This is a genomic window from Kribbella sp. CA-293567, from assembly GCF_027627575.1.
In the GTDB taxonomy this organism is placed as follows: domain Bacteria; phylum Actinomycetota; class Actinomycetes; order Propionibacteriales; family Kribbellaceae; genus Kribbella.
The window spans coordinates 4,527,891-4,548,865 of sequence record NZ_CP114065.1 but is presented as its reverse complement, the minus strand read 5'-3'; the positions used below and the strand labels follow the sequence as shown (position 1 = coordinate 4,548,865).

The following is a 20,975-nucleotide window of genomic DNA, read 5'->3' as shown; positions in this document are numbered from 1 at the left end:
CAAGGACCTCCTGAAGCCGGGGCGGGCGAGGCAAGCGCTTTCCCAATAGTCGAACTATTAGGAAAGGTTCCTAACGATTGATGGGAAGGGTAGACCGCGCCTTCTGCCCCGGCAAGACCTCACGGCGCTACCGATGAGTCAGGTCGTCTGCTCCAGTTCGACCACGCGGGTCTCGAGGAGAGGCCCGATCTGTTCCATGGTGGCGCCCAGGTCGAGCCAGGAGCGCTCGCGCGCCTGCGGTTCGTCCATCGCCACGATGGCGAGACTGAAGACGCCGGTCAGGATGTCTCGCTGGCCGGCTCGCTTGAACCGGCCCGCCGGCTGCACCACGCACAGGGCGAACTGCACGGCCAGCCCGGTGCGCACCAACTGGAGGCGATCGGGATCGTCCGGCACCGGCTTTCCGCCGGTCACGAACTCCGGCGTCTCGACGAACTTCAGCCACTCCACGTTGGCGCCCTTGACCTGCTGGGCCAGCGTCAGTTCGATGCTGTCGCGAAGAGTCCGGCCTGGGTCGTCACCCAGCCAGCCGAGCCAGTGGCCGGGCTCGGTGAGCGCGCTGAAGTCGTCCTGCACCGGCCCGTGCTTGTCGTTGGGCACATACTCGCCGGTCGCCCGGCCGGTGTCGTCGACCTTCCAGCCGCCCCGGATCGCCTCGGGCGGCACATAGCCGTTCGGATCGTCGACCAGCTCCCCGTCGATCTCGTAGACCCAGCCACCCGGGCGACGAGCCGCTTCCGCCGCAAGCTCGGGCGGCGGCGTACGCCATTGCGATCCGGGAGTATCCACTCGCCAAGTCTGACCCACTGGCGCGCAGGAGATTCGGGCAGGAGCTGACCTGTCCGCCACCAGGCGATTCCGGAGTGCGGAGCGAAGGCGCGTGGCCAGGCGGTGGGATTTGGCGTGAGTGCGGGACGGCGCTCGGTAGGCTGACTCCGTGAGCCTCGCCGTACGAGTCATTCCCTGCCTGGACGTTGATGCCGGCCGGGTGGTCAAGGGTGTCAACTTCGCCGATCTGCGCGATGCCGGAGATCCGGTGGAGATGGCCAGGCTGTACGACGCCGAGGGTGCGGACGAGCTGACGTTCCTCGACATCACGGCTTCGTCCGGTTCGCGCGAGACGACGTACGAGGTGGTCGGCCGGACCGCCGAGCAGGTGTTCATTCCGCTGACCGTCGGCGGCGGCGTGCGCGAGGCGGCCGACGTCGACCGGCTGTTGCGCGCGGGGGCCGACAAGGTCGGGATCAACACCGGCGCGATCGCCCGTCCGGCAGTGATCGAGGAGATCGCGCACCGGTTCGGCAATCAGGTGCTGGTGCTGTCTCTCGACGTACGCCGGTCCGCGGGGCAGCCGAGCGGCTTCGAGGTGACCACCCATGGTGGCCGGAGGTCGGCCGGACTGGATGCGATCGAGTGGGCCCGGCGCGGCGCCGAGCTGGGCGCGGGGGAGATCCTGCTCAACTCGATGGATGCCGACGGGACGAAGCAGGGCTTCGACCTGGAGCTGATCCGCGCGGTCCGCGCGGTCGTCGACGTCCCGCTGATCGCCAGTGGGGGAGCGGGGCTGCCCGAGCACTTCCCGCCCGCGGTCGAGGCGGGGGCGGACGCGGTCCTGGCGGCGAGTGTGTTCCACTTCGGCGATCTGCGGATCGCGGACGTCAAGAAGGCGTTGCGCGACGCCGGCATCGTGGTCAGGTGACCGGCATCGTGACGGAGCAGAACAAGCAGCTGATCGCCGACGTCGAGCACGAGCTCTCCACCCTGTTCCGCCGCGCCCGCTCGTCCCAGATGATGATGGCCCGCCGGGTGCACCCGGAGATGGACGCGGCCGGCTATGCCCTGATCTCCCAGATCGAGCTGGGGACGTCCGCGGGCCGCGCCGGCGCCCGGGCTTCCGACGTCGCCCAGGCGCTGGGCCTGGACAAGTCCACTGTCAGCCGCGGCCTGTCGCAGCTGGAGACCCTCGGCCTGATCGAGCGGGTCGGCGACCCCGATGACGGCCGTGCCCGCCTCCTCCGCCTGACCGAGACCGGCGCCGAGCGCTTCGGTGCCATGCGCAGCCAGCGCCAGGCCGAGTTCCGGGCCCTGCTCGACCGCTGGGAGTCCGCCGACCTGGCGACCCTCGGGCGGCTGCTGGCCCGTCTGAACCTCGACCTGAGCTGACGCCCCGGCCACCCGCCCGGGCGCCGCAGCGCGAACATATGGTTGCAGAAACCAACTATCTGTGTATATAGTTGGGTTATGCAACTAGTCCACCGAGATGCCCCGGCTCAGGAGGTACTGGAAGGGGTCAGTTCGCTGGTGCGGGCGGTGCGCTGCATCGAGCATCGGCAGCTGTGGCCTGACGCGGGCCTGCGCCGGGCCGACGCGAGTGTGCTGAAGGTGCTGGCCAAGGACGGCGAGCAACGGGGCGGTGAGATCGCCACGAAGCTGGGGGTCGACGCCTCGGTGGTGAGCCGGCAACTGAGCGCGCTGGAAGGCGACGGCCTGGTGAGCCGTCGGCCTGATCCGGCCGACGCGCGGGTGTCACTGGTCCAGCTCAGCGAGGCCGGCCGGGCCCGCCTCGACGCTCTTTACGCCGGGTACACCCGGCATCTCCGCTCCGCGCTGGCGGACTGGGACGACGAGGAGATGGCCGCCGCGGCAGCGTCGCTGCGCCGGATCGCCGTTGCCGTCGCCCAGGCCGCCGAACACGCGAAGCACGCAAACACCTCGACTGGAGACTGATGACTGTCACCGAGACGCGGCCGCAAGCGCCTGCCGCGCCGGAACTCACGCACCGCGAGATCCTCGAGATCCTGGTCGGGCTGCTCGCCGCGTTGTTCACGGCGATGCTGAGCTCGACGATCGTCAGCAACGCCCTGCCGACGATCATCGCCGATCTCGAGGGCTCGCAGACGCAGTACACCTGGGTGCTCACCGCGAGCCTGCTGGCCACCACGGTGTCCACCCCGATCTGGGGCAAGCTGTCCGACCTGATGAGCAAGAAGCTGCTGGTGCAGCTCGCCATCGTCTTGTTCGTGATCGGTTCGGCCCTGGCCGGAATGGCCCACAACGTCCCGTTCCTGATCGGCGCCCGCGTCCTGCAGGGGCTGGCCATGGGTGGGCTGATGGCGCTGGCCCAGGCGATCATCGGGGCGGCGATCCCGCCGCGCGACCGCGGCCGGTACTCCGGCTACATGGGCGCCGTGATGGCGGTCGCCACCGTGAGCGGTCCGTTGATCGGCGGCGTCATCGTCGACACCTCCTGGCTCGGCTGGCGCTGGTGCTTCTACGTCTGCGTGCCGCTGGCCGTGATCAGCCTGATCGTGCTGCAGAAGTACCTGCAGCTGCCGATCTTCAAGCGCAAGGTGAAGATCGACTACCTGGGCGCGGTGCTGATCAGCGTCGCCGCCAGCCTGCCGCTGGTCTGGGTGACCTTCGCCGGCCACGACTTCGGCTGGTTCTCCTGGCAGTCCGCGCTCTTCGTCGGCGGCACGATCCTGTTCGGCGTGCTCGCCGTGATGGTCGAGAACCGGGTGGCCGAGCCGCTGGTGCCGCTGAAGGTGGTCCGGCAGCGCACCACCGCGCTCGCGATCGTGGCCAGCATGGCGGTCGGGGTCGCGATGTTCGGCAGCGCGCTCTTCCTCGGGCAGTACTTCCAGGTGGCCCGCGGCTACAGCGCCACCCAGGCCGGTCTGCTGACGATCCCGATGATGCTCGGTTCGTTCTTCGGGTCGGTCGGTGCCGGTCAGCTGGTGAGCCGTTTCGGCAAGTGGAAGCGGTACCTGATCGCCGGTGGCTTCCTGCTCACCGCCGGGCTGACGATCCTCGGCACCATCGACCACAGCACGCCGTACTGGTACGTCGGTCTGGGCATGCTGCTGATGGGCATCGGCATGGGCGCGATGATGCAGAACCTGGTGCTGGCGGTGCAGAACACGGTGGACGTCAGTGAGATCGGAGCGTCCAGCGCGTCGGTGGCCTTCTTCCGCGGCCTCGGCGGTGCGGTCGGCGTCTCAGTGCTCGGCGCGGTCCTTGCCAGCCGGGTGAAGACTTTGCTGATCGAGGGTGTGCTGCACGGTCCGGGTGGCGCCGAAGCTGCCCGCAAGCTGCAGGACGGTGGTTCCGGCGGCACCAGCCTGCTGGACGTCAACCACCTGCCGCCGCAGCTCGCCGAGCTGGTCCGTCACTCGTACGGCGACGCCACCGGCCGGATCTTCCTGATCGCGGCGGCGTGTGCGCTGGTCAGCCTGATCGCGGTGCTGTTCATCAAGGAGATCCCGCTCCGGCGGACGGTCGCCAAGCTCGACGAGCCGGTCGAGCTCGACTAGCGCTCACAGCGCCGGAGGCTCCAGGCCAGTGAGGTCACGCGTCCGGATGATGGGGGAGCGGAGCAGCCACAGAACGGCGAACAGGCCGCCGGCAGCGGAGATCAGCAGCGTCTCGCGGACACCGATCCAGGTGCCCAGGAGACCGCCGATCACCGCGCCGAGCGGCCGTACGCCGTAGTTGATGCTGCTGAAGGCGCCGACCACCCGGCTGCGCATGTGCTCGTGCGTCACGGCCGCCTGCAACGAGTTCAGCGGTACGTCGAAACACATCACCGCGAACGCCCCGACGAACTCCGCCGCCGCCAAAGTGCCCGCCCGGAGCCAAACCGGTCCTTCGGCCAGCGCGACGATCCCCAGTGAAGCGGGGAAGACGACCGAACTGATCGCGATCAGCCGGCCGGCTCCGACCAGTCTGGTGAGCGGCTTGGCGGCCAGCGCCCCGGCCAGGCCACCGGAAGCACCGATGCCGAAGGCGATACCGATGGTGCCGGCGGACAGCCCCAGATTGCGGCTCGCGAACAGGACCAGCAAAGCCATCCCGATCATGTTGAAGAAGTTGACCGTGGTCGCGCAGCCGAGACTCGCGCGCAGGTAGGGATGCCGGAGCAGGTAGCCCATTCCGGCGCGCGCTCTGGTCAGCAGCGACTCCTCGCTCAGCTCCGCATCGCTCGGCGGAACCTTCAGCCGGCTGAGCTGCAGCGCGGAGAACAAGAATGTCATGGCGTCTACGACCAGGGCGATCGGGGCTGTCAGCCATTGGACCAGCAGACCGCCGACGGCCGGACCGGCCATGAACGAGAGTGATCTGGTGGACGACAACTTGCTGTTCGCCTCCAGGAACTGATCGCGCCTGACCAGCCGGACGAAGAACGACGCGTACGCCGTGTTGAAGACGACATGCGCGGTGCCGGCCAGGATGGCGATCGCGTAGAGCTGACCGAGAGCCAGGACGTCCAGCCAGTACGCCGCCGGCAAGGACAGCAGCAGCACGGTCCGGCTCAGGTCGGCCGCGATCATCAACGGGCGCTTGTCGCGGTGCTGGTCCACCCAGCTGCCGATGAACAGCGACGCGAGATTCGGCAGCCAGACCGCGGCAGTCAGGAATCCCACCTGGCTGGGTGAGGCGTTGAGCAGCGTGACGGCGATCAGGGGCAAGGCGAGTTCGCTGATCCGGTCGCCGAACTCGGAGACGCCCTGCGCCGACCAGAAGGTCCGGAACTGCCGGTCTCGCCAGAGCGTCGCAGTGGGCGGGTCGGCCGGGGTACTGCCGGGTGGGGTGGGCTGGTCCGGCCGGGCGGGCGTGGTCATCGGGGCCTCACGAACTCAACTGGTTGCTTCGGGCAACGTCATACGGATCAGCCGGACCGGCTCCGCGCCGTCCGGAGCGCCGCCCTGGCCGCGCTGGACGTAGGGGGCCAGCAGGTCCTCGATCGCGTTCTCCAGAGCCTCGGCTTCCGCCAGGGTGACGGTCACCCGAGTGTTCGATGACCCGGTCGCGCGGCTCCAGCGAGGATCGAGCGCGGGCTCGACCTCGGCGATCCAGTGCTGGACCTGGTCGAGCGCCTGGCTCATCACCTCGGTCCGCAGCATCCGGCCGGCCTCCGCGCCCTCCGGCGTTTCCGGCATCTCGAACCGGAATCCGCGGGCGATCGCCTGCCACCAGCGTTGCCGCTTGTCGGCCCCGCCTTCCGGAGCCGGGCTGTCGCTGACCAGCCCGAAGGTCTCCAGATGCCGCAGGTGCCAGCTGGTCACCGACGGTGAGGCGCCGACATGCTCCGACAACTGGGTCGCGGTGGCCGGACCGTTGCGCTGCAGATAGCTGAGCGCGGCCAGCCGGACAGGGTGCGCCAGCGCACGCATCGCCTGCGGGTCGGTGATCTCGAAATCGCCGTACGGATTCCTGAGAGACATGTTTCGAGAGTAATCTCTCACATCTCCCGGGCGCAACCGCTGGAAAAAGATTGCGAACCGGTGGAACCTGCCAGGCAGGCAGTGCGTGTTAGGGGTGTGAGGGAGATCGACGGCGATCCGGCAACCGAGGTGGCGGCGCTCTACCGCCGTACTTGGCCACGCCTGATCGGCCTGCTGGTGTCCATCGGGGGTTCCCGTGCCGACGCTGAGGAGATCGCTCAGGACGCGTACGTGAAGCTGCTCGACCACTGGGACCGGATCCGCCGGTACGACGATCCGGAGGCCTGGGTGCGCGCGGTCGCGGTCCGGGCCCTGATCAGCAGACTGCGGCGGCAGCAGGTGGCGACGCGGGCGCTGGCGAGACTGACCGGTCGCTCGACCGACGTCCAGGGACCCGATGGGGACGCGCTCGACGTGGCGGCCGCACTGGCCCGGATCACTCCGGCGCAGCGTGCGGTGGCGGTCATGCACTACGTGATGGATCTGCCGATCGACCAGATCGCGGATGAACTGCAACTGCCGGCCGGAACAGTGAAGTCGAGGTTGGCCCGGGCCCGCCAGGCGCTCGCGCCGTTGCTGGCGGTCCAGGAGGAGGTGCCGGATCATGCCTGACCCGCGGACGGACTTGCTGATCGAGTACGTCGAGGAGCGAACGCCTTCGGAGCCACCACCGTTCGAGTTCGTCGAGCGGGCGGTCCGCCGGCAACGGCGTACCCGCAAACTGCTCGCCGCGGCCGCGGTCGTCGTGGTCGCCGGTGGAGTTGCCTTCGCCGCGGCCGACGTGCAGCGGGCCGAAGAGGGGCCGGCCGCGCCACCGCCCAGCGCGTCGACGCCGGAGCCCGCGGTGCTGGACGACGGGCCGCCGCCGCAGCAGTTCAAGTACGGCTCGACGACGCTGATCCTGGACCGCGAGATCCCCGTGACCGCGGCGTACCGGGATCCGGAGAGCACTTCCGGGCTGATCGTCGAGGCGGCCCGGGGCAACTCGGGCACGTGCCTGCCACACACGGTCGTGCGCATCCTGGCGCAGGACGAGGAGCAGGTCCGGATCGCGGCCTACCGCTACGCGGTCGCGCCGGAGACGCCCGAGGGCGCGCAGTGTGTCAAACCGCAGGGCGAGGCGTTGAAGATTCCCCTCGACCTGCGCTGGGAGCTGGGCGGCCGCAAGGTCGTGGCCGGGAGCCTAGGCGACCGGGCCGTCCTGAAGTGACGACCTCGCCGGGGTGGACCGCGACCGCCCCGGCGAGGAAGTCTAAGGTGCCGACGTCCTGCGTTCTTCGGCCAGTACGCCGAGCCGGCTGACGTAGTTGCAGCCTTCGGCGGTCACGACGGACCACCACCCCGCCGCCCTGTCCAACCCCTCAACAGGCCTTGAGCCAGTCGTTGCCGCCACACTCGTCCCCGGCCGGCTGAAGGCTCCGGTCTGCTTCCGGCTTCGCGTCGGCGGGTTTCACGGCGGTAACCGGCGCCTGCTCGGTCCACGACGCGAGCGTCACGCCCACCGCGTCCTCGACCGGGCGAGGAGTGGTCAGGTAGTTGTTGCTGATCATCGAGAAGACCAGCTTGCGGCCGTCCTTGGTGGAGACATAACCCGACAGCGCCGTCACACCGGTCAGCGATCCGGTCTTGCCGTGCAGGTTGTTCGCGGCCGGGGTGTTGGCCATCCGCGACCGCAGAGTGCCGCCGGTGAACCGGTCCGGGTTGCCCGCGATCGGCAGGGCGTCGTACCACTGCTTGAACCAGGGTTCCTGCTGCGCGGCGACCAGCAGATCCGTCACGCTGCTGGCCGTCACGTTCACCTTGCGGGACAGGCCGGAACCGTCGGACAACCTGATCGTCGAGGTGGCGACGCCGACACTCTTCGCGTACTCCGTGACGACGCCGAGCCCGGCCGGCCAGCTCCCGTTCGCCTTCGCCACCGCGCCCATCGCCTTGACCAGGGTCTCGCCGTGCATGTTGTTCGACAGCTTGAGGTACGGGTTCATCAGCTCGCCGACGGTCATCGACTCGTCGCGGGCGATCCGCTGGGCCGTGGCCGGTGCGGCGGCCGCGCGGATCCTGCCGTCGACGCGGACGCCCTGTGCCGTCAGCGCGCGGCGGAAGACGTCGGCGGCGTACAGTGCGGGCTCCCAGACGGTGACCCACTCCTGCCCGACGGTGTCGTCGGCCGGAACCGAGCCGGTCACCCGGACGATGTTGGTGCCGTGGTCACGCTCGATACTGAGCGTGTTGGCCGAACCCGCCGCGCCGGTGGTGGCGGTGTTCACCAGTTTGACGGCGCCGTTCGCCGGCACCAGCCTGAGCTTCACGCCGGCTCCGACCTTGGCGCCGGGCAGGCTTTCGACGATCGCGGTGCCGGAGTCGTAGTCGGTGTTGGGCGCCAGCGTCAGCGCGGAGATCTGGGCGCTGTAGTAGAACGGCTCGTCGTCCCAGGCCCAGCTGTCGCCCAGGCGCTGGTTGTCGAAGTAGGTGTCGTCGGCGATCAGGTTCCCGTCCACGCGCTTGATCCCGGCGGCGGCGACCTGCTTGGCCAACGCCACGTAGTCGGACTCCAGCGACGTCGGGTCTCCGAACCCCTTCAAATAAAGGTCTCCGCGCAACTTGCCGCCCCTGACCGGCGCGGTCGCCAGGACGTCGGTGTGGAACCGGAAGCCGGGGCCGAGAGTGTCCATCGCGGCCGCCGAACTGAACAGCTTGGTGTTGGACGCCGGCAGCAGCCGGGTACTGCCGTTGCGGTCGTACAAGGTCTCGCCGGTGGTCGCGTCCCGCACGACCAGCCCGACCTGCGAGCCCTGGAACCGCGCATCGGACAACAGTGTGTCCAGCTGCTGCTGCAATCCGGTCGCCTGCCCTGGCTGTGCTGCAGCCTGTACTGCGCCCGGCGCGCCGGCCGACTGCCCCACCAGTCCGGCCGTCGCCGCCACTACCGCCGCGAACGCCACCAACCCACGGCCCGACACTCTCGGTAACTTCTTCACAAGAACCCCTCAACCCTCAGGCGGAAACCAACTACCCCGGAGTCTCCAGCCCGCTGCCGCCGAGGTCCAGTGATCGCGCCCGATTGGCCGATGGTTCAGAGCACGAACGGATTGGTCCCGGTGGTGGCGAGCAGGTACCAGGCAGTGGCGCCGGTGTGGAGCGACGCGTAGTACAGGTCGCCGAAGCCGGTGTCCAGGCCGTCGGAGGAGGCGGAGACCAGGCCCTTCCCATCGGCGTTCGGAGCGCGCAACTGGGCATCACGCAGGCTGGCGAGATAGGTGACGATCCGGGCCCGGTCACCAGGGGCGCGGCGGAGCTTGAGGGCGGCAACCAGCTGGGCGGTGCCCTCGAACCAGACCTTGCTCGTGTCGGTGTTGCTGAAGCCGATCCCGGTGAAGCCGCGGTCCGACGCGCTCAGGTTCGCGATCGTCCAGTCGACCGCCCGGCTGTAGCGCGGGTCGCGGGTGGCGAGGTAGGCCCACACCTGGACGTCGGCCGGGATCGGATAGCGGTTGATCGTCACGCCGTCGGGATCGGTGCCGGTCCACAGCATCCCACCGGGGTTGTCCCACATCGCCCGGACGAAGGCGAAGGCCTGCCGGGAACGGGTGGCCCAGACACGGTCGCCGGTCTGCTGATGCAGCATCGCGAAGAAGGCGCCGAGGTCGATGTTGTGCTCGGTCGCCTTGAAGGTGAGCGGCTGGTCGTCGGCGCCGCGCCCGCCGGTGTAGCCCGGGGTTCCGGCGCCCGACCAGGTCTTCGACTGGACCCAGTTCGCCGCGGTCAGCGCACCGTTCAGGTACTTGCGCTGACCGGTCCGCCGGTAGAGGTGGCACAACGCCATCCCGATCCAGGCCTGGTTGCCGCTGTAGGCAGCGGGGGAGCCGATGTACGGCGTACCGTCCGCCGTGATCAGCGGGTTCGGCTGGTACGACGCGCGGGTGCGGCCGTCGCCGATCGGGTCGTGCTGCTGCACGTAGAGCAGCACGTCACCCAGCATCCTGGCGCGCGCCAGCTGCGCGGCGGAACCCTCCTGGAGCAGGGCGATCACGGTCAGTGCGTTGTCGTAGAGGAACGACGAGACGAAGTTGATGCCGGCGAAGAAGCCGCCGGTGTAGCTCTGTGGAACCCGCAGGGTGGTGCCGCTGCCGTACTGGTCGATCTTCTCGGCCAGGAAGGTGAAGGCGGCCGCCGACGAGGCATCGGCGGGACGGCGGGCGGCACCGGCCTGCGGTGCGGTCAAGAAGGTGCCTAGAGCAACAAAACCACCAAGGACGGTACGGCGGGGGAGCGTGGTCATCGGATGTCCTTCAGCTGGGAGGAGTGCGGCGGCGCTTCGGCCTGGGGACCCGGCGGGAGTCGACGGCTGCGGCGGTGGTTTCCAGGGCAGCCAGCGTTCGGGCGTGGTTCAGCTGGGCGACCCGGGTGTAGAGGACGTCGAGAACAAGGAGCTGTGCATGGCGATCGGCCAGCGCGTCGGCCGGCTCGGCGCCGGTCTGGGCGGTGGTGAGAATCAGCTCGGCCTCGGCGGCCAGAGCAGAGGCCGGATCGTTGGTGATGGCAACCGTCCCGGCGCCACGCTCGGCGGCGGTCCGGAGTACGTCGATGGTCTCGGCGATCTGGCCGGAGTGGGAGATGCCGATGACCAGGTCGCGTTCGCCGGCCAGGGCGACGCCGACCAGGGCGCCGTGCACCTCCGGCCAGAGCCAGCAGGCGAAGCCGATCCGCTGCAGCCGGATCCGCAGTTCGTCGGCGGTGATCGCACTGGTGCCGACTCCGAAGAGATGGATCGCGCGGGCCTCGGTGATCGCGCCCGCCACCTGGTCGACCACGGCGAGATCCAGTTGGTCGGCGGTGCCGAGCAGTGCCTGGGTGTTGGCCGCGACGATCACCTTGAGCACCTGGTCGAGATCGTCGGCAGGATCGATCTGCCGGCCGATGTCGGTGCTCCACCGGCTGGTGCCGGAGCGGCCGACCTGCTCGGCCAGCGCCAGTTTGAGGGCGGCGAACCCGGACAGCCCGGCGGTGTGGCAGAACCGGGTCACGGTTCCGGCGGAGGTGCCGGTGCGGTCGGCCAGGTCGGTGATGGTGAGCCGGGCGGCCTCGGCCGGCTCGGCCAGCAGGAAGTCGGCGATACGGATCAGTGCGCCGCCCATCGTCGGGCGCAGGCCGCGCAGCCGCTGCAGGATGTCCGAGTCGTTCATGTGGAAGTAATTTCCACGGCTGCGGAGTAGCTGTCAAGAGATCGAAATAATTTCCAGCCCTCGATTCTGAGGTGAATCGATGTAAAAGTGTGTCCCCACAGGTACCGCCCCACCTGAGGAGCCCATCATGCGCAGCAGAATGCTGGCAGCCGTCGCTGCCCTGGCCCTGCCCATCACGTTGTTCGTCCCCTCCGCCGACGCACAGGTCGAACGCGCCGCGGCGGCGGTCTTCCCGGCCACCGTCATCGGCGAGGACTTCCCCGATCCGGACGTCTTCGAGAGGAACGGCACCTGGTACGCCTACTCGACCAACAACGGCCGGGGACACGTCCCGGTCGCCACCGCGCCGGGCCCCAACGGGCCGTGGACGATCCGCGGCGACGCGATGCCCGGTGGGCCGTCGGCGAGCTGGGCACAGTCCGGCCGGACCTGGGCGCCCGACGTCCACCCGAATCCGGACGGCAGCTTCACTCTGACCTACACCGCCTGGCACAAGGCGTCCGGGCGGCAGTGCATCGGTGTCGCCACCTCGGGCTCGGCGCTCGGCCCGTTCACCCCCGCTGGTGGCCAGCCGATGATCTGCCCGCTCGACCAGGGTGGCGCGATCGACGCGAACACCTTCGTCGCCAACGACGGCGTTCGCTACCTCGCCTGGAAGAACGACGGCAACGCGATAGGCCGGCCGTCGACCCTCTGGCTGACCCGGACGGCGAACAACGGCACCGCCCTGACCGGCGGGAACACCGCGATGCTCACGTCGAGCGGCGTGATCGAGGCGCCCGACCTGGTCCAGCGGGGAAGCCAGTTCGTGCTCCTCTACTCCAGCGGTGGCTACACGGACTGCAACTACCAGACGTCGTACGCGACCGCGCCCAGCCTGAACGGCCCGTGGACCAACGCCTTCCGGCCGTTGATGACGACCGCGACGATGGACAACCGAGTCTGTGGGCCGGGCGGCGCGGACTTCGTCGGGAACAAGGTGTTCCTGCACGGCTGGGTGAACGGCTCCCGGCACCTGTACGTCGCCGACCTCGGCTGGGCGAACGACCTGCCGGTGGTCCGCGGCAGCCGGGTCCGGACCGAGGCCGAGCGAGGCACCTTGAACCGCGCCTCCGTGCGTACCGGTGCAGCCGGCGCGTCGGGTGGCGCGGTCGCCGCCTACATCGACTACGCGGACTCGTGGGTCCAGGTCTCGGTCTTCGCCGCCGCTGCCGGTAGCCACACGCTGTCGGTCGGCTACGCCAACGGGATGGGCTCCACCGCCAGTCACGGAGTGGTTGTCAATGGCAACAGCCAGGGGTCGGTCAGCTACCCGGCGGCCGGGTGGGACAACTGGCGCCAGGCGTCCGTCCCGATCACGCTGAACGCGGGCTGGAACACCGTCCGGCTGACCAAGGGCACCCTGTTCGCCGAGGTGGACTACGTCGAGGTGCAGTGACCTCCGGGGCTCCGGGGCGGGGGTTCTCCCCGGCCCGGGGTCCGGGATCGCCCTGGATCTCCCCGTTCGTCGCGTGGCGGAGTACTCCGCTGCCGGACCCGTGCTCGTAGGCTCGGGCTGGCAGCACCACGCGAACGGGGAGTCCGAAGTACCTGATGGCCAAACCACCCGAGCAGATCTCCAGCGATCGACGGCAACGCCGCCCGGTCTGGCTCGACCTGCGCCGTACCACCCGCGGTATCCAGGCGATGGTGCTCGGCGGCCTCGCCTCGCTGGTCTCGCTCGTCATCACGTTCTGGACGCTGCCGCAGATCAGCAGCAGCGCGGGCGCGATCCCGATCCTGCGGCTGGTCGTCATCCTCGCCGTGGTCGGGCTGGTGGTCCGCTGGATCCTGGCCGGGGTCGCGGTCCTGATCGGCTCGGTCGGGGTGCTGGTCGGCGGGCTGCTGAGCCAGTTCGGGGTGGTCTACCTCGGCGTCACGCTCGATCCGGGGGTCCATCTGCACGGTGGGGTCGAGGCGCCGCTGGTGGTGTCGATCGTGATGTCGTCGGTGAGCGCGTTCGTCGGCTGGGTCGCGTACGCCGGCAGCGACGACGCCTACGTGTCCGAGCTGATGCGGGTGGTCCGCCGCCGGGCACGCAAGCTGCGGCCGGCGCCGAGAACCGGCCTGCTGATCGTCCAGCTCGACGGGTTGTCCGCTCCGCTGCTCAAGTGGATGGTGATGTCGGGCAACCTGCCGCACCTGGGCGGCTGGATCCGGGACGGCAGCCACTCGATGGTCGAGTGGCACACCGGCGTACCGGCCACGACGCCGGCCAGCCAGGCGGGCATCCTGCACGGCGGTTCGGGGCAGATCCCGGCCTTCCGCTGGTACGAGAAGGAAACCGGCCGGATGATGGTGACCAACCGGGCCCGGGACGCCGCCGAGATCGAAGCGCGGATGTCGACCGGACGCGGCCTGCTCGCCGACGGCGGCGCGAGCATCAGCAACAACTGGTCCGGGGACGCCCCCAAGTCGGAGCTGGTGTTCAGCCGGGCCGCCCTGCCCACCGGCCGCAGCGGCGGCTACGTCCGGTTCTTCTCGAGCCCGCAGGGCGCCGCCCGTGGGCTGGTGCTCTGCGTCGCCGAGATGATCAAGGAACTGCACCAGGCCCGCCGGCAGCGGGTCCGCAACCTGGTACCGCGGGTCAACCGCGGCGGCTCCTACATCTTCCTGCGAGCCATCTCCAACGTCCTGCTGCGCGACCTGAACGTCTCCCTGATCACCGACGAGCTGGTCAAGGGCACTGCGGTCATCTACTGCGACTTCGTCGACTATGACGAGGTCGCGCACCACGCCGGCCCGACCCGCCCGGAGTCGCTGCAGACCCTCGAAGGGCTCGACCGGGTGCTCGGGGCGCTCCGGCGGATCATCGACCTGCTGCCGCACTCGTACGAGATCGTGATCCTGTCCGACCACGGGCAGAGTCAGGGCTCGACCTTCCTGCAGCGCTACGGCCGGACCCTCACCCAGGTCGTCGACGAACTGGTCGACACCACCAAGGCGCCGGTCGCCGCGACGGGCCGGTCCGAAGGCTGGGGCCCGGTCAACGCGTTCCTGACCGAGCTGAGCCTGCGCGCGAGCGTCGGGGGCAAGGTGACCCGCCGAGCGCTGCACGGCAAGGCCACGCGCGGCGAGGTCGAGCTCGGACCGGCCGACTGTGAGCCGCCGCTCGCGGCCGACGAGCAGATGATCGTCACCGCGTCGGGCAACCTGGCCCTGATCTACCTGGCCAGGACTCCCGGCCGGGTGCCACTGGAGGAGATCGAGTCGCTGCATCCCCGGCTGATCCCGGGGCTCGCGATGCACCCGGGGGTCGGGTTCGTCGTGGTCGACTCGCTCGACGAGGGACCGATCGCGATCGGCAGGGCCGGCGTCCACGTGCTGCGGTCCGGCCGGGTCGAGGGCGTCGATCCGCTGGAGCGGTACGGGCCGCTGGCGGCCGCCTCGATGCTCCGGCAGGCCGAGTTGCCGCACAACGGGGACATCGTGGTGATCAGCCGGCTGGACGAGCACACCCGGGAGGTGGCCGCGTTCGAGGAGCTGGTCGGCTGCCACGGTGGTATCGGCGGCTGGCAGACCGAGGCCGTCCTGGTGCACCCGTGCCGCTGGGTGGTGGAGGAACCACCCGTAGGCTCCGACGCGGTGCACCACCTCCTGATCAGCTGGCTCGAGCAGCTCGGCCAGCGCAAGCAGGACGACGACGCGGCAGCGGCCGGGACCGATGGTCAGGTGGCCGAGGTGCCCACTTCGACGGACGCGACTGTGGAGGCCTGAGAGTGCGGATCACCTGGTGGGGGCACAGCACCACCACCATCGAGGAGAACGGCACCCGGCTGCTGACCGACCCGGTGCTGACCTCCCGGATCGCGCACGTCCGGCGCCGCCGGGGCCCGGCACCGGCGCCTGAGGCCGGGCAGTGTGACGCGGTACTGGTGTCGCACCTGCACGCGGATCATCTGCACCTGACGTCGCTGCCGCTGATCTCGCCGGACGCCGCGCTGGTCGTGCCGCGCGGCGCCGCGAAACTGATCCACGCCGACAGTGGCGCGTCGTACTCCGACCGCTGCATCGAAGTGGCTCCTGGCCACCAGTTGCGGATCGGCGCCCTGGACCTCACCGTCGTCACCGCCGACCACGACGGGCGGCGACTGCCCTGGTCGGCGCATCGCGGGCCGGCCCTCGGGTTCCGCGTCGAGGGCTCGCCGAGCGTCTGGTTCGCCGGCGACACCGACCTGTACGACGACCTGGCGGCGGAGGCCGGCCCCGTCGACCTGGCGCTGGTGCCGGTCGGTGGCTGGGGCCCGTCGCTGGGACCGGGGCATCTCGACCCGGTGCGGGCGGCCGAGGCGGTCCGCAGGGTCGGGGCGCGGATCGCCGTACCGGTGCACTTCGGGACGTTCTGGCCGATCGGGTGCGATCGGCTCAAGCCGGAACTGTTCCTGCCGCCGGGAGACAGGTTCAGGGAAGCGATGGCCGAGGTGAACCCGGCCGTCAAGGTGGAGCTGCTCGCGCCGGGCGAATCGACCGAGGTGGTCAGGCCATGACGGGTGACGAGTTCGGCTGGGTGTATCTGGCGGCGCTGGCCGGTGCCGTGCTGATCGGTGCGGTCCTGCCGGTCCTGCCGACCGGGGCGGCCGTGTCCGCGGGGGCGGTGCTGGCCTCGCACGGCAGCCCGATCGGGCTGCTCGGCGTACTGATCGCGGGTGCCGGCGGCGCGTATCTGGGTGACCTGATCGTGTACGCCGGTTGCCGCGCGGGCGGGGAGAAGCTCGCCAAGCGGATCGGCTGGTTGCGGGACAACGAGGCGCTCGACGCGTTGCGGGTGCGGCTGGCCGAGCACGAGATCACGGTGCTGCTCACGTCACGCCTGATCCCGGGTGGGCGGGTGCCCGTGCTGCTCGCGGCGGGGCTGGCGGGGTACCGCTGGCACCGGTTCGCGGTGGTCGATCTGGCTGCCTCGTCGCTGTGGGCGGCCGTCTACATGGCGATCGGGCTGCTCGGGTACGCGCTGTTCCCCGAACCGTGGCAGGGCGTTGTCGCGGCGATCGTGCTGGTGCTGCTGACCACGGTCGTCAGCAGCCTCGTTCAGCGCCGGCGGAAGAAGCCGGCCGCCGCCGAGCCGGTTCAGACTCCGAAAGAGGCTTCCTGAAGTCGCTGGATCGCTTCCGGCTCGCCCTCGAAGTCGACCTGGGCGACTTCCTGGCGGCCGAAGCAGAACAGCACCAGCTCGGCGGCCTCGCCGGTCAGCGTGACAGAGCCGGCGTCGGTCGGCTTCTTGGCGACTGATCGCGTACCGTCCGGCAGGCGTAGTACCAGGCCGGTCGGGGCCTTCCTGGTCATCGCCTTGGCGCCGAGTTTCAGCGCGCGCCACAGACCCTGCTGCTGCTCGGCAGGCAGCGCGCGGACGGCGAAGCCCGGCTGGGCCCGGCGGACGTCCTCGTGGTGGACGAAGTACTCGGTGGTGTTCAGGTTGTGGCCGAGACCGGGGAAGGAGTAGATCGAGAACGTCGGCGGCCCGGTCCGGACCTTGTCCACGATCTCGGTGAAGCTGTACTTCGCCTTGGTCTGCGCCATCCGCCGCTCGGTGGTGTCCGACAGCGCGGGGATCATGATCCCCGGCCCGGCGATCGGATCGGCCTCCCGCACGTACAGGTGGACCGCGAGGTCGTGCGTCGTCCACCCGCCGCAGAGGGTGGGCTGGTCGGGGCCGAGCCGGTCGAACAGGTCACTCAGGGCGAGTCGCTCTACCTTGCTGTAGTCGGTCACAACTCGATCGTAGTTGTCGGTGTGCAGTGGCAGAATGGCGGACGTTGTCAGCTTCGTGGCTGGCTACGCCCCTGACAGTGTCGTCCTAAGGATGTTTGCGTGCCGCAGCCCAGAGTTCCCAGCAAGGGGAGTGTGACCCGGCGCGGGTTCGCGGTCCTACGGGTGGCGATCTGGGAAGAACCGTGGGTGTTCGCCTGGTCGGTGCTGGCCAGCGTGCTGTACGGCGCGATGACGGTGGCGGACGGCTGGGCGCTGGGCTGGGCGACCGATCACGTGATCCGGCCCGCGCTGGAGCGCGGGGACACCACCTTCGGCGCGATCGCCTCGCTGGTCGCGCTCTTCATGGGCATCGCCGTGCTGCGCGCGATCGGGGTGGTCGGCCGCCGGATCGGGGCCGGCATCATGCAGTTCCGGCTGCAGGCGACGTACCGGCGCCGCGTCACCCGGCAGTACCTGACGCTGCCGCTGGAGTGGCACCACCGGCACCCGACCGGGCAGCTCCTGTCCAACGCCAACGCCGACGTGGAGTCGATCTGGTTCGTGATCGCCCCGCTGCCGATGGCGATCGGCGTGATCGCGATGCTCGGCTTCGCCACCGCCGCGATGTTCGCCGCCGACGTCTGGCTGGCCCTGGTCGGCTGCCTGGTCTTCCCGCTCGTCTTCGTCGCGAACGTGATCTTCCAGCGCACCCTGCAACCACTCGCGACCCGCGCGCAGGAGTTGCGCGCCGACGTCTCCGAGGTCGCGCACGAGTCGTTCGACGGCGCCCTGGTGGTGAAGACCCTGGGACGCGAGGCGGCCGAGACCGAGCGCTTCCGCGGGCCGACCAACGCGCTCGCCGACGCCAACATCGCGGTCAACCGGGCCCGCGGTGCGTTCGACCCGGTGATCGAGGGGCTGCCGCGCATCGGCGTACTGGCGGTCCTGCTGGTCGGGGTCGCCCGGGTCCGGTCGGGCGCCGCCGACGCCGGCGACGTGGTGCAGGTGGCGTTCCTCTTCACCTTGATCGGCTTCCCGATCCGGGCGCTCGGCTGGGTGCTCGGTGAGTTGCCGCGGTCGGTGGTCGGCTGGGACCGGGTGCAGCGCGTGCTGACGGCCACCGGCGAGATGGAGTACGGCGAGCAGCGGCTGACCGCGTCGACGGCCGCCCGGCTGGAGGTGACCGACCTGCGGTTCGGTTATCTCCCCGACCGCGACGTGCTCGCCGGGGTCGACTTCACGGTCGAGCCGGGGCGGACGGTGGCGGTGGTCGGCCCGACCGGCTCCGGCAAGTCGACCCTGACGACGATGCTCACCCGGCTGGTCGATCCCGAGGAGGGCTCGGTGGCGGTCGACGGTGTCGACCTGCGGAGCCTGGCCCGCGACGAGCTGGCCGGCTCGGTCGCGCTGGTCGCCCAGACCGCGTGGCTGTTCGACGACACGATCCGCGGCAACATCACGCTCGGCGGCGACTACGCCGACGAGGACGTCTGGGACGCGTTGCGGATCGCCCAGGGCGACGGCTTCGTGAAGTCGCTGGAGCACGGACTCGACACGAAGGTCGGCGAACGCGGTACGACGCTGTCCGGCGGGCAGCGGCAGCGGATCGCGCTCGCCCGGGCGCTGGTCCGGCGGCCCCGGCTGCTGATCCTCGACGACGCGACCAGCGCGGTCGACCCGCAGGTCGAGGCGCGGATCCTGGCCGGTCTGCGGACCGCGGTGCAGGGGGACGAGGCGGCCACCACCGTGCTGGTGATCGCGTATCGCAAGGCGACCATCTCGCTGGCCGACGAGGTGCTGTTCCTGGACGAGGGGCGGATCGCGGACCAGGGCTCGCACCTGGAGCTGCAGGAGCGGTCGGCGGCGTACCGGGAACTGGTGGACGCGTACGAGAAGGACGCGGAGCGGCGTGAGGAAGAAGCCGCTCTGGAGGCAGAAGTGGACAGCGATCTCGAGACCTACGACGCAGAAGGAGCCTCCAGGTGAGCGCCGCATCGTCCAGCCGGCTCGATGCCGGTGACAACGCCGGTGGACTGGACACCCTCCGGCAGGGGGTGCGGGTCTCACCTGAGCTGGCCCGTGGCTGGTGGGTCACCGGGTTGCTCGCGCTGCTCATGACGGGCGGGCGGATCGTCGTACCGATCGCCGTCCAGCAGACCATCGACAAGGGACTGTCGGGCCCGGGCGGGCCGGACATGTCGTTCGTGGCGTGGATGTGCGCGGCCTGCCTGGGCGGCATCCTGGTGACCGCGTTCGCGTCGTTCCTCACCACCGTGCGGCTCGCGACGAACTCCGAGCGCGGGCTGGCGACGATGCGGCTCAAGGCGTTCCGGCACGTGCACGACCTGCCGGTGCTGACCCAGAGCACGGAGCGGCGGGGTGCGCTGGTCAGCCGGGTGACGTCCGACGTCGACACGGTGTCGCAGTTCCTGCAGTTCGGCGGCTTCATCTTCCTGGTCAGCATCGGGCAGATGGTGCTGGCGACCGTGGTCATGTTCGTCTACTCCTGGCAGCTCGCGCTGGTGGTGCTGATCTGCTTCCTGCCGCTGTTCGCGAGCCTGAAGTACCTGCAGGGCTTGATGTCCTCGGCGTACGGCGTGGTGCGGGCGAAGGTCGGCGAGATGCTGTCCGCCATCGCCGAGCCGGTCGTCGGTGCTCAGGTGGTGCGCGCCTACGCGATCGAGAGGCGCACCCAGGAGCGGATCGACGCCTCGATCGAGGACTACCGCAAGACCGCGACCCGGGCCCAGGCGATCACCGGGATCACCTTCTCGATCGGTGGCCTGGCGGCCGGACTGGCCAACGCCGGCGTCCTGACGGCCGGCGTGCTGCTCGGCGTGGACGGGAAGGCGACGCTCGGCGAGATCCTGGCGTTCATGTTCCTGGTCGCGCTGTTCTCCGATCCCGTGCAGATCGCGACCCAGGTGCTGACCGACGCGCAGAGCGCCTTCGCCGGCTGGCGGCGGGTGCTCGGCGTGATCGCGACGCCGGCCGACGTCGTCGACCCGGGGGAGTCGGGCGTGCACCAGACCCGGGGCCCGGTGACGGTGGAGTTCCGGGACGTGGACTTCGCCTATCCGGACGGCGAACTGGTCCTGCACGGCGTGGACGTCCGGCTCGAGCCGCACCGGCGGGTGGCCGTGGTCGGCGAGACGGGCTCGGGCAAGACGACCTTCGCGAAGCTGCTCACGCGGCTGATGGACCCGACCTCGGGCGCCGTCCTGCTCGACGGGGTCGACGCCCGGGAGATCGCCTTCGCCTCGCTGCGCGAGCGGGTGGTGATGGTCCCGCAGGACGGCTACCTGTTCGACTCGTCGCTGGCCGACAACGTCCGCTTCGGCCGTCCGGACGTCACCGACGACCAGTTGCTCGACGCCTTCGAGTCGCTGGGGCTGACCGACTGGCTCGAGTCCCTGCCCGACGGCCTCGACTCCCCGCTCGGGCAGCGTGGCGAGTCCTTGTCCGCCGGTGAGCGCCAGCTGGTCGCGCTGGTCCGGGCCAACATCGCCGACCCGGATCTGCTGGTCCTCGACGAGGCCACCTCGGCCGTCGACCCCGGCACCGAGGTCCGGGTCAACGCGGCCCTGGAACGCCTGATGACCGGCCGTACCTCCGTCACGATCGCGCACCGCCTCTCCACCGCGGAAGCCGCCGACGAAGTCCTGGTCTTCGACGACGGCCGGGTCGTGGAGCGCGGTTCGCACGCGGAGCTGGTGAACGCCGGCGGGATCTACACCCGTCTGCACGCCAGCTGGATCGCCCAGCGTTCCGCGCCCTAGGCAACGAAACGACGCGAGCGGCCGACAGCGTCGGCCGCTCGCGATGGTCCAGCGAAGCGCAC

19 protein-coding genes are annotated in these 20,975 nt (G+C 70.1%); 12 read left to right on the top strand and 7 right to left on the bottom strand.

Features of this window, described 5'->3' with window-relative positions; all coding sequences use genetic code 11:
* Positions 1-138 precede the first annotated feature (138 nt).
* The gene (locus OX958_RS20855; protein ID WP_270130712.1) at positions 139-789 is read right to left on the bottom strand and encodes a hypothetical protein; all 651 of its coding nucleotides are present in this window, start codon (positions 787-789) and stop codon (positions 139-141) included.
* Between the two features lie 148 nt (positions 790-937).
* Between OX958_RS20855 and hisF the strand changes: the two genes are divergently transcribed.
* The 4 genes from hisF (at position 938) to OX958_RS20835 (ending at position 4,313) form a co-directional block, all read left to right on the top strand.
* Complete coding sequence (hisF, locus tag OX958_RS20850) at positions 938-1,699, top strand: imidazole glycerol phosphate synthase subunit HisF (protein WP_270130711.1); 762 nt, start codon at positions 938-940, stop codon at positions 1,697-1,699.
* Positions 1,696-2,163 (top strand): MarR family winged helix-turn-helix transcriptional regulator, encoded by a 468-nt coding sequence (locus OX958_RS20845; protein WP_270130709.1) that lies wholly within the window; start codon positions 1,696-1,698, stop codon positions 2,161-2,163. The genes hisF and OX958_RS20845 overlap by 4 nt, the downstream gene beginning before the upstream one ends.
* Positions 2,164-2,241: 78 nt before the next feature.
* Positions 2,242-2,727, top strand: a complete 486-nt coding sequence (locus OX958_RS20840) for a MarR family winged helix-turn-helix transcriptional regulator (RefSeq protein WP_270130708.1) — start codon at positions 2,242-2,244, stop codon at positions 2,725-2,727.
* Positions 2,727-4,313: an MDR family MFS transporter gene (locus OX958_RS20835; protein ID WP_270130707.1), complete on the top strand. Its 1,587-nt coding sequence runs from the start codon at positions 2,727-2,729 to the stop codon at positions 4,311-4,313. Before OX958_RS20840 ends, OX958_RS20835 begins: the two co-directional genes overlap by 1 nt.
* Before the next feature lie 3 nt (positions 4,314-4,316).
* Here OX958_RS20835 and OX958_RS20830 read toward each other — a convergent pair whose 3' ends face one another.
* Together OX958_RS20830 and OX958_RS20825 are read right to left on the bottom strand one after the other, a co-directional pair.
* Positions 4,317-5,621, bottom strand: coding sequence for an MFS transporter (locus tag OX958_RS20830; RefSeq protein WP_270130706.1), 1,305 nt, complete (start codon positions 5,619-5,621; stop codon positions 4,317-4,319).
* Positions 5,622-5,636: 15 nt separating this feature from the next.
* Complete coding sequence (locus tag OX958_RS20825; protein WP_270130705.1) at positions 5,637-6,224, bottom strand: ArsR family transcriptional regulator; 588 nt, start codon at positions 6,222-6,224, stop codon at positions 5,637-5,639.
* Positions 6,225-6,320: 96 nt separating this feature from the next.
* On the opposite strand from OX958_RS20825, the gene OX958_RS20820 reads away from it, so the two are divergent.
* Positions 6,321-6,836: an RNA polymerase sigma factor gene (locus tag OX958_RS20820; protein ID WP_270130704.1), complete on the top strand. Its 516-nt coding sequence runs from the start codon at positions 6,321-6,323 to the stop codon at positions 6,834-6,836.
* Positions 6,829-7,434 (top strand): hypothetical protein, encoded by a 606-nt coding sequence (locus OX958_RS20815; RefSeq protein WP_270130703.1) that lies wholly within the window; start codon positions 6,829-6,831, stop codon positions 7,432-7,434. Before OX958_RS20820 ends, OX958_RS20815 begins: the two co-directional genes overlap by 8 nt.
* Positions 7,435-7,585: 151 nt before the next feature.
* Here the strand turns inward: OX958_RS20815 and dacB are convergent, their stop codons facing one another.
* From dacB to OX958_RS20800, 3 genes are all read right to left on the bottom strand, one after another.
* Positions 7,586-9,184, bottom strand: a complete 1,599-nt coding sequence (gene dacB, locus OX958_RS20810) for a D-alanyl-D-alanine carboxypeptidase/D-alanyl-D-alanine endopeptidase (protein ID WP_270130701.1) — start codon at positions 9,182-9,184, stop codon at positions 7,586-7,588.
* Positions 9,185-9,297: 113 nt separating this feature from the next.
* Entirely contained in the window at positions 9,298-10,503 is a 1,206-nt protein-coding gene (locus OX958_RS20805) for a hypothetical protein (protein WP_270130700.1), read from the bottom strand.
* Positions 10,504-10,513: 10 nt separating this feature from the next.
* Positions 10,514-11,407, bottom strand: coding sequence for a MurR/RpiR family transcriptional regulator (locus OX958_RS20800; protein WP_270130699.1), 894 nt, complete (start codon positions 11,405-11,407; stop codon positions 10,514-10,516).
* A 127-nt stretch (positions 11,408-11,534) separates the two neighbouring features.
* Between OX958_RS20800 and OX958_RS20795 the strand changes: the two genes are divergently transcribed.
* The 4 genes from OX958_RS20795 (at position 11,535) to OX958_RS20780 (ending at position 16,538) form a co-directional block, all read left to right on the top strand.
* Complete coding sequence (locus OX958_RS20795; protein ID WP_270130698.1) at positions 11,535-12,845, top strand: family 43 glycosylhydrolase; 1,311 nt, start codon at positions 11,535-11,537, stop codon at positions 12,843-12,845.
* Between the two features lie 155 nt (positions 12,846-13,000).
* The gene (locus OX958_RS20790; RefSeq protein WP_270130697.1) at positions 13,001-15,163 is read left to right on the top strand and encodes an alkaline phosphatase family protein; all 2,163 of its coding nucleotides are present in this window, start codon (positions 13,001-13,003) and stop codon (positions 15,161-15,163) included.
* 2 nt (positions 15,164-15,165) lie between these two features.
* Positions 15,166-15,933, top strand: coding sequence for an MBL fold metallo-hydrolase (locus tag OX958_RS20785; RefSeq protein ID WP_270130695.1), 768 nt, complete (start codon positions 15,166-15,168; stop codon positions 15,931-15,933).
* Positions 15,930-16,538 (top strand): DedA family protein, encoded by a 609-nt coding sequence (locus OX958_RS20780; protein WP_270130694.1) that lies wholly within the window; start codon positions 15,930-15,932, stop codon positions 16,536-16,538. Before OX958_RS20785 ends, OX958_RS20780 begins: the two co-directional genes overlap by 4 nt.
* On the opposite strand, the gene OX958_RS20775 is transcribed toward OX958_RS20780, so the two are convergent.
* A complete protein-coding gene (locus OX958_RS20775; protein WP_270130693.1) occupies positions 16,514-17,155 on the bottom strand; it encodes a TIGR03085 family metal-binding protein in 642 nt (213 codons plus the stop codon). The genes OX958_RS20780 and OX958_RS20775 overlap by 25 nt on opposite strands.
* Before the next feature lie 99 nt (positions 17,156-17,254).
* Here OX958_RS20775 and OX958_RS20770 point away from each other — a divergent pair, with 99 nt between their 5' ends.
* Together OX958_RS20770 and OX958_RS20765 are read left to right on the top strand one after the other, a co-directional pair.
* Positions 17,255-19,120, top strand: coding sequence for an ABC transporter ATP-binding protein (locus tag OX958_RS20770; RefSeq protein ID WP_270130691.1), 1,866 nt, complete (start codon positions 17,255-17,257; stop codon positions 19,118-19,120).
* Positions 19,117-20,913: an ABC transporter ATP-binding protein gene (locus tag OX958_RS20765; protein WP_270130690.1), complete on the top strand. Its 1,797-nt coding sequence runs from the start codon at positions 19,117-19,119 to the stop codon at positions 20,911-20,913. The genes OX958_RS20770 and OX958_RS20765 overlap by 4 nt, the downstream gene beginning before the upstream one ends.
* Positions 20,914-20,975: the final 62 nt, after the last annotated feature.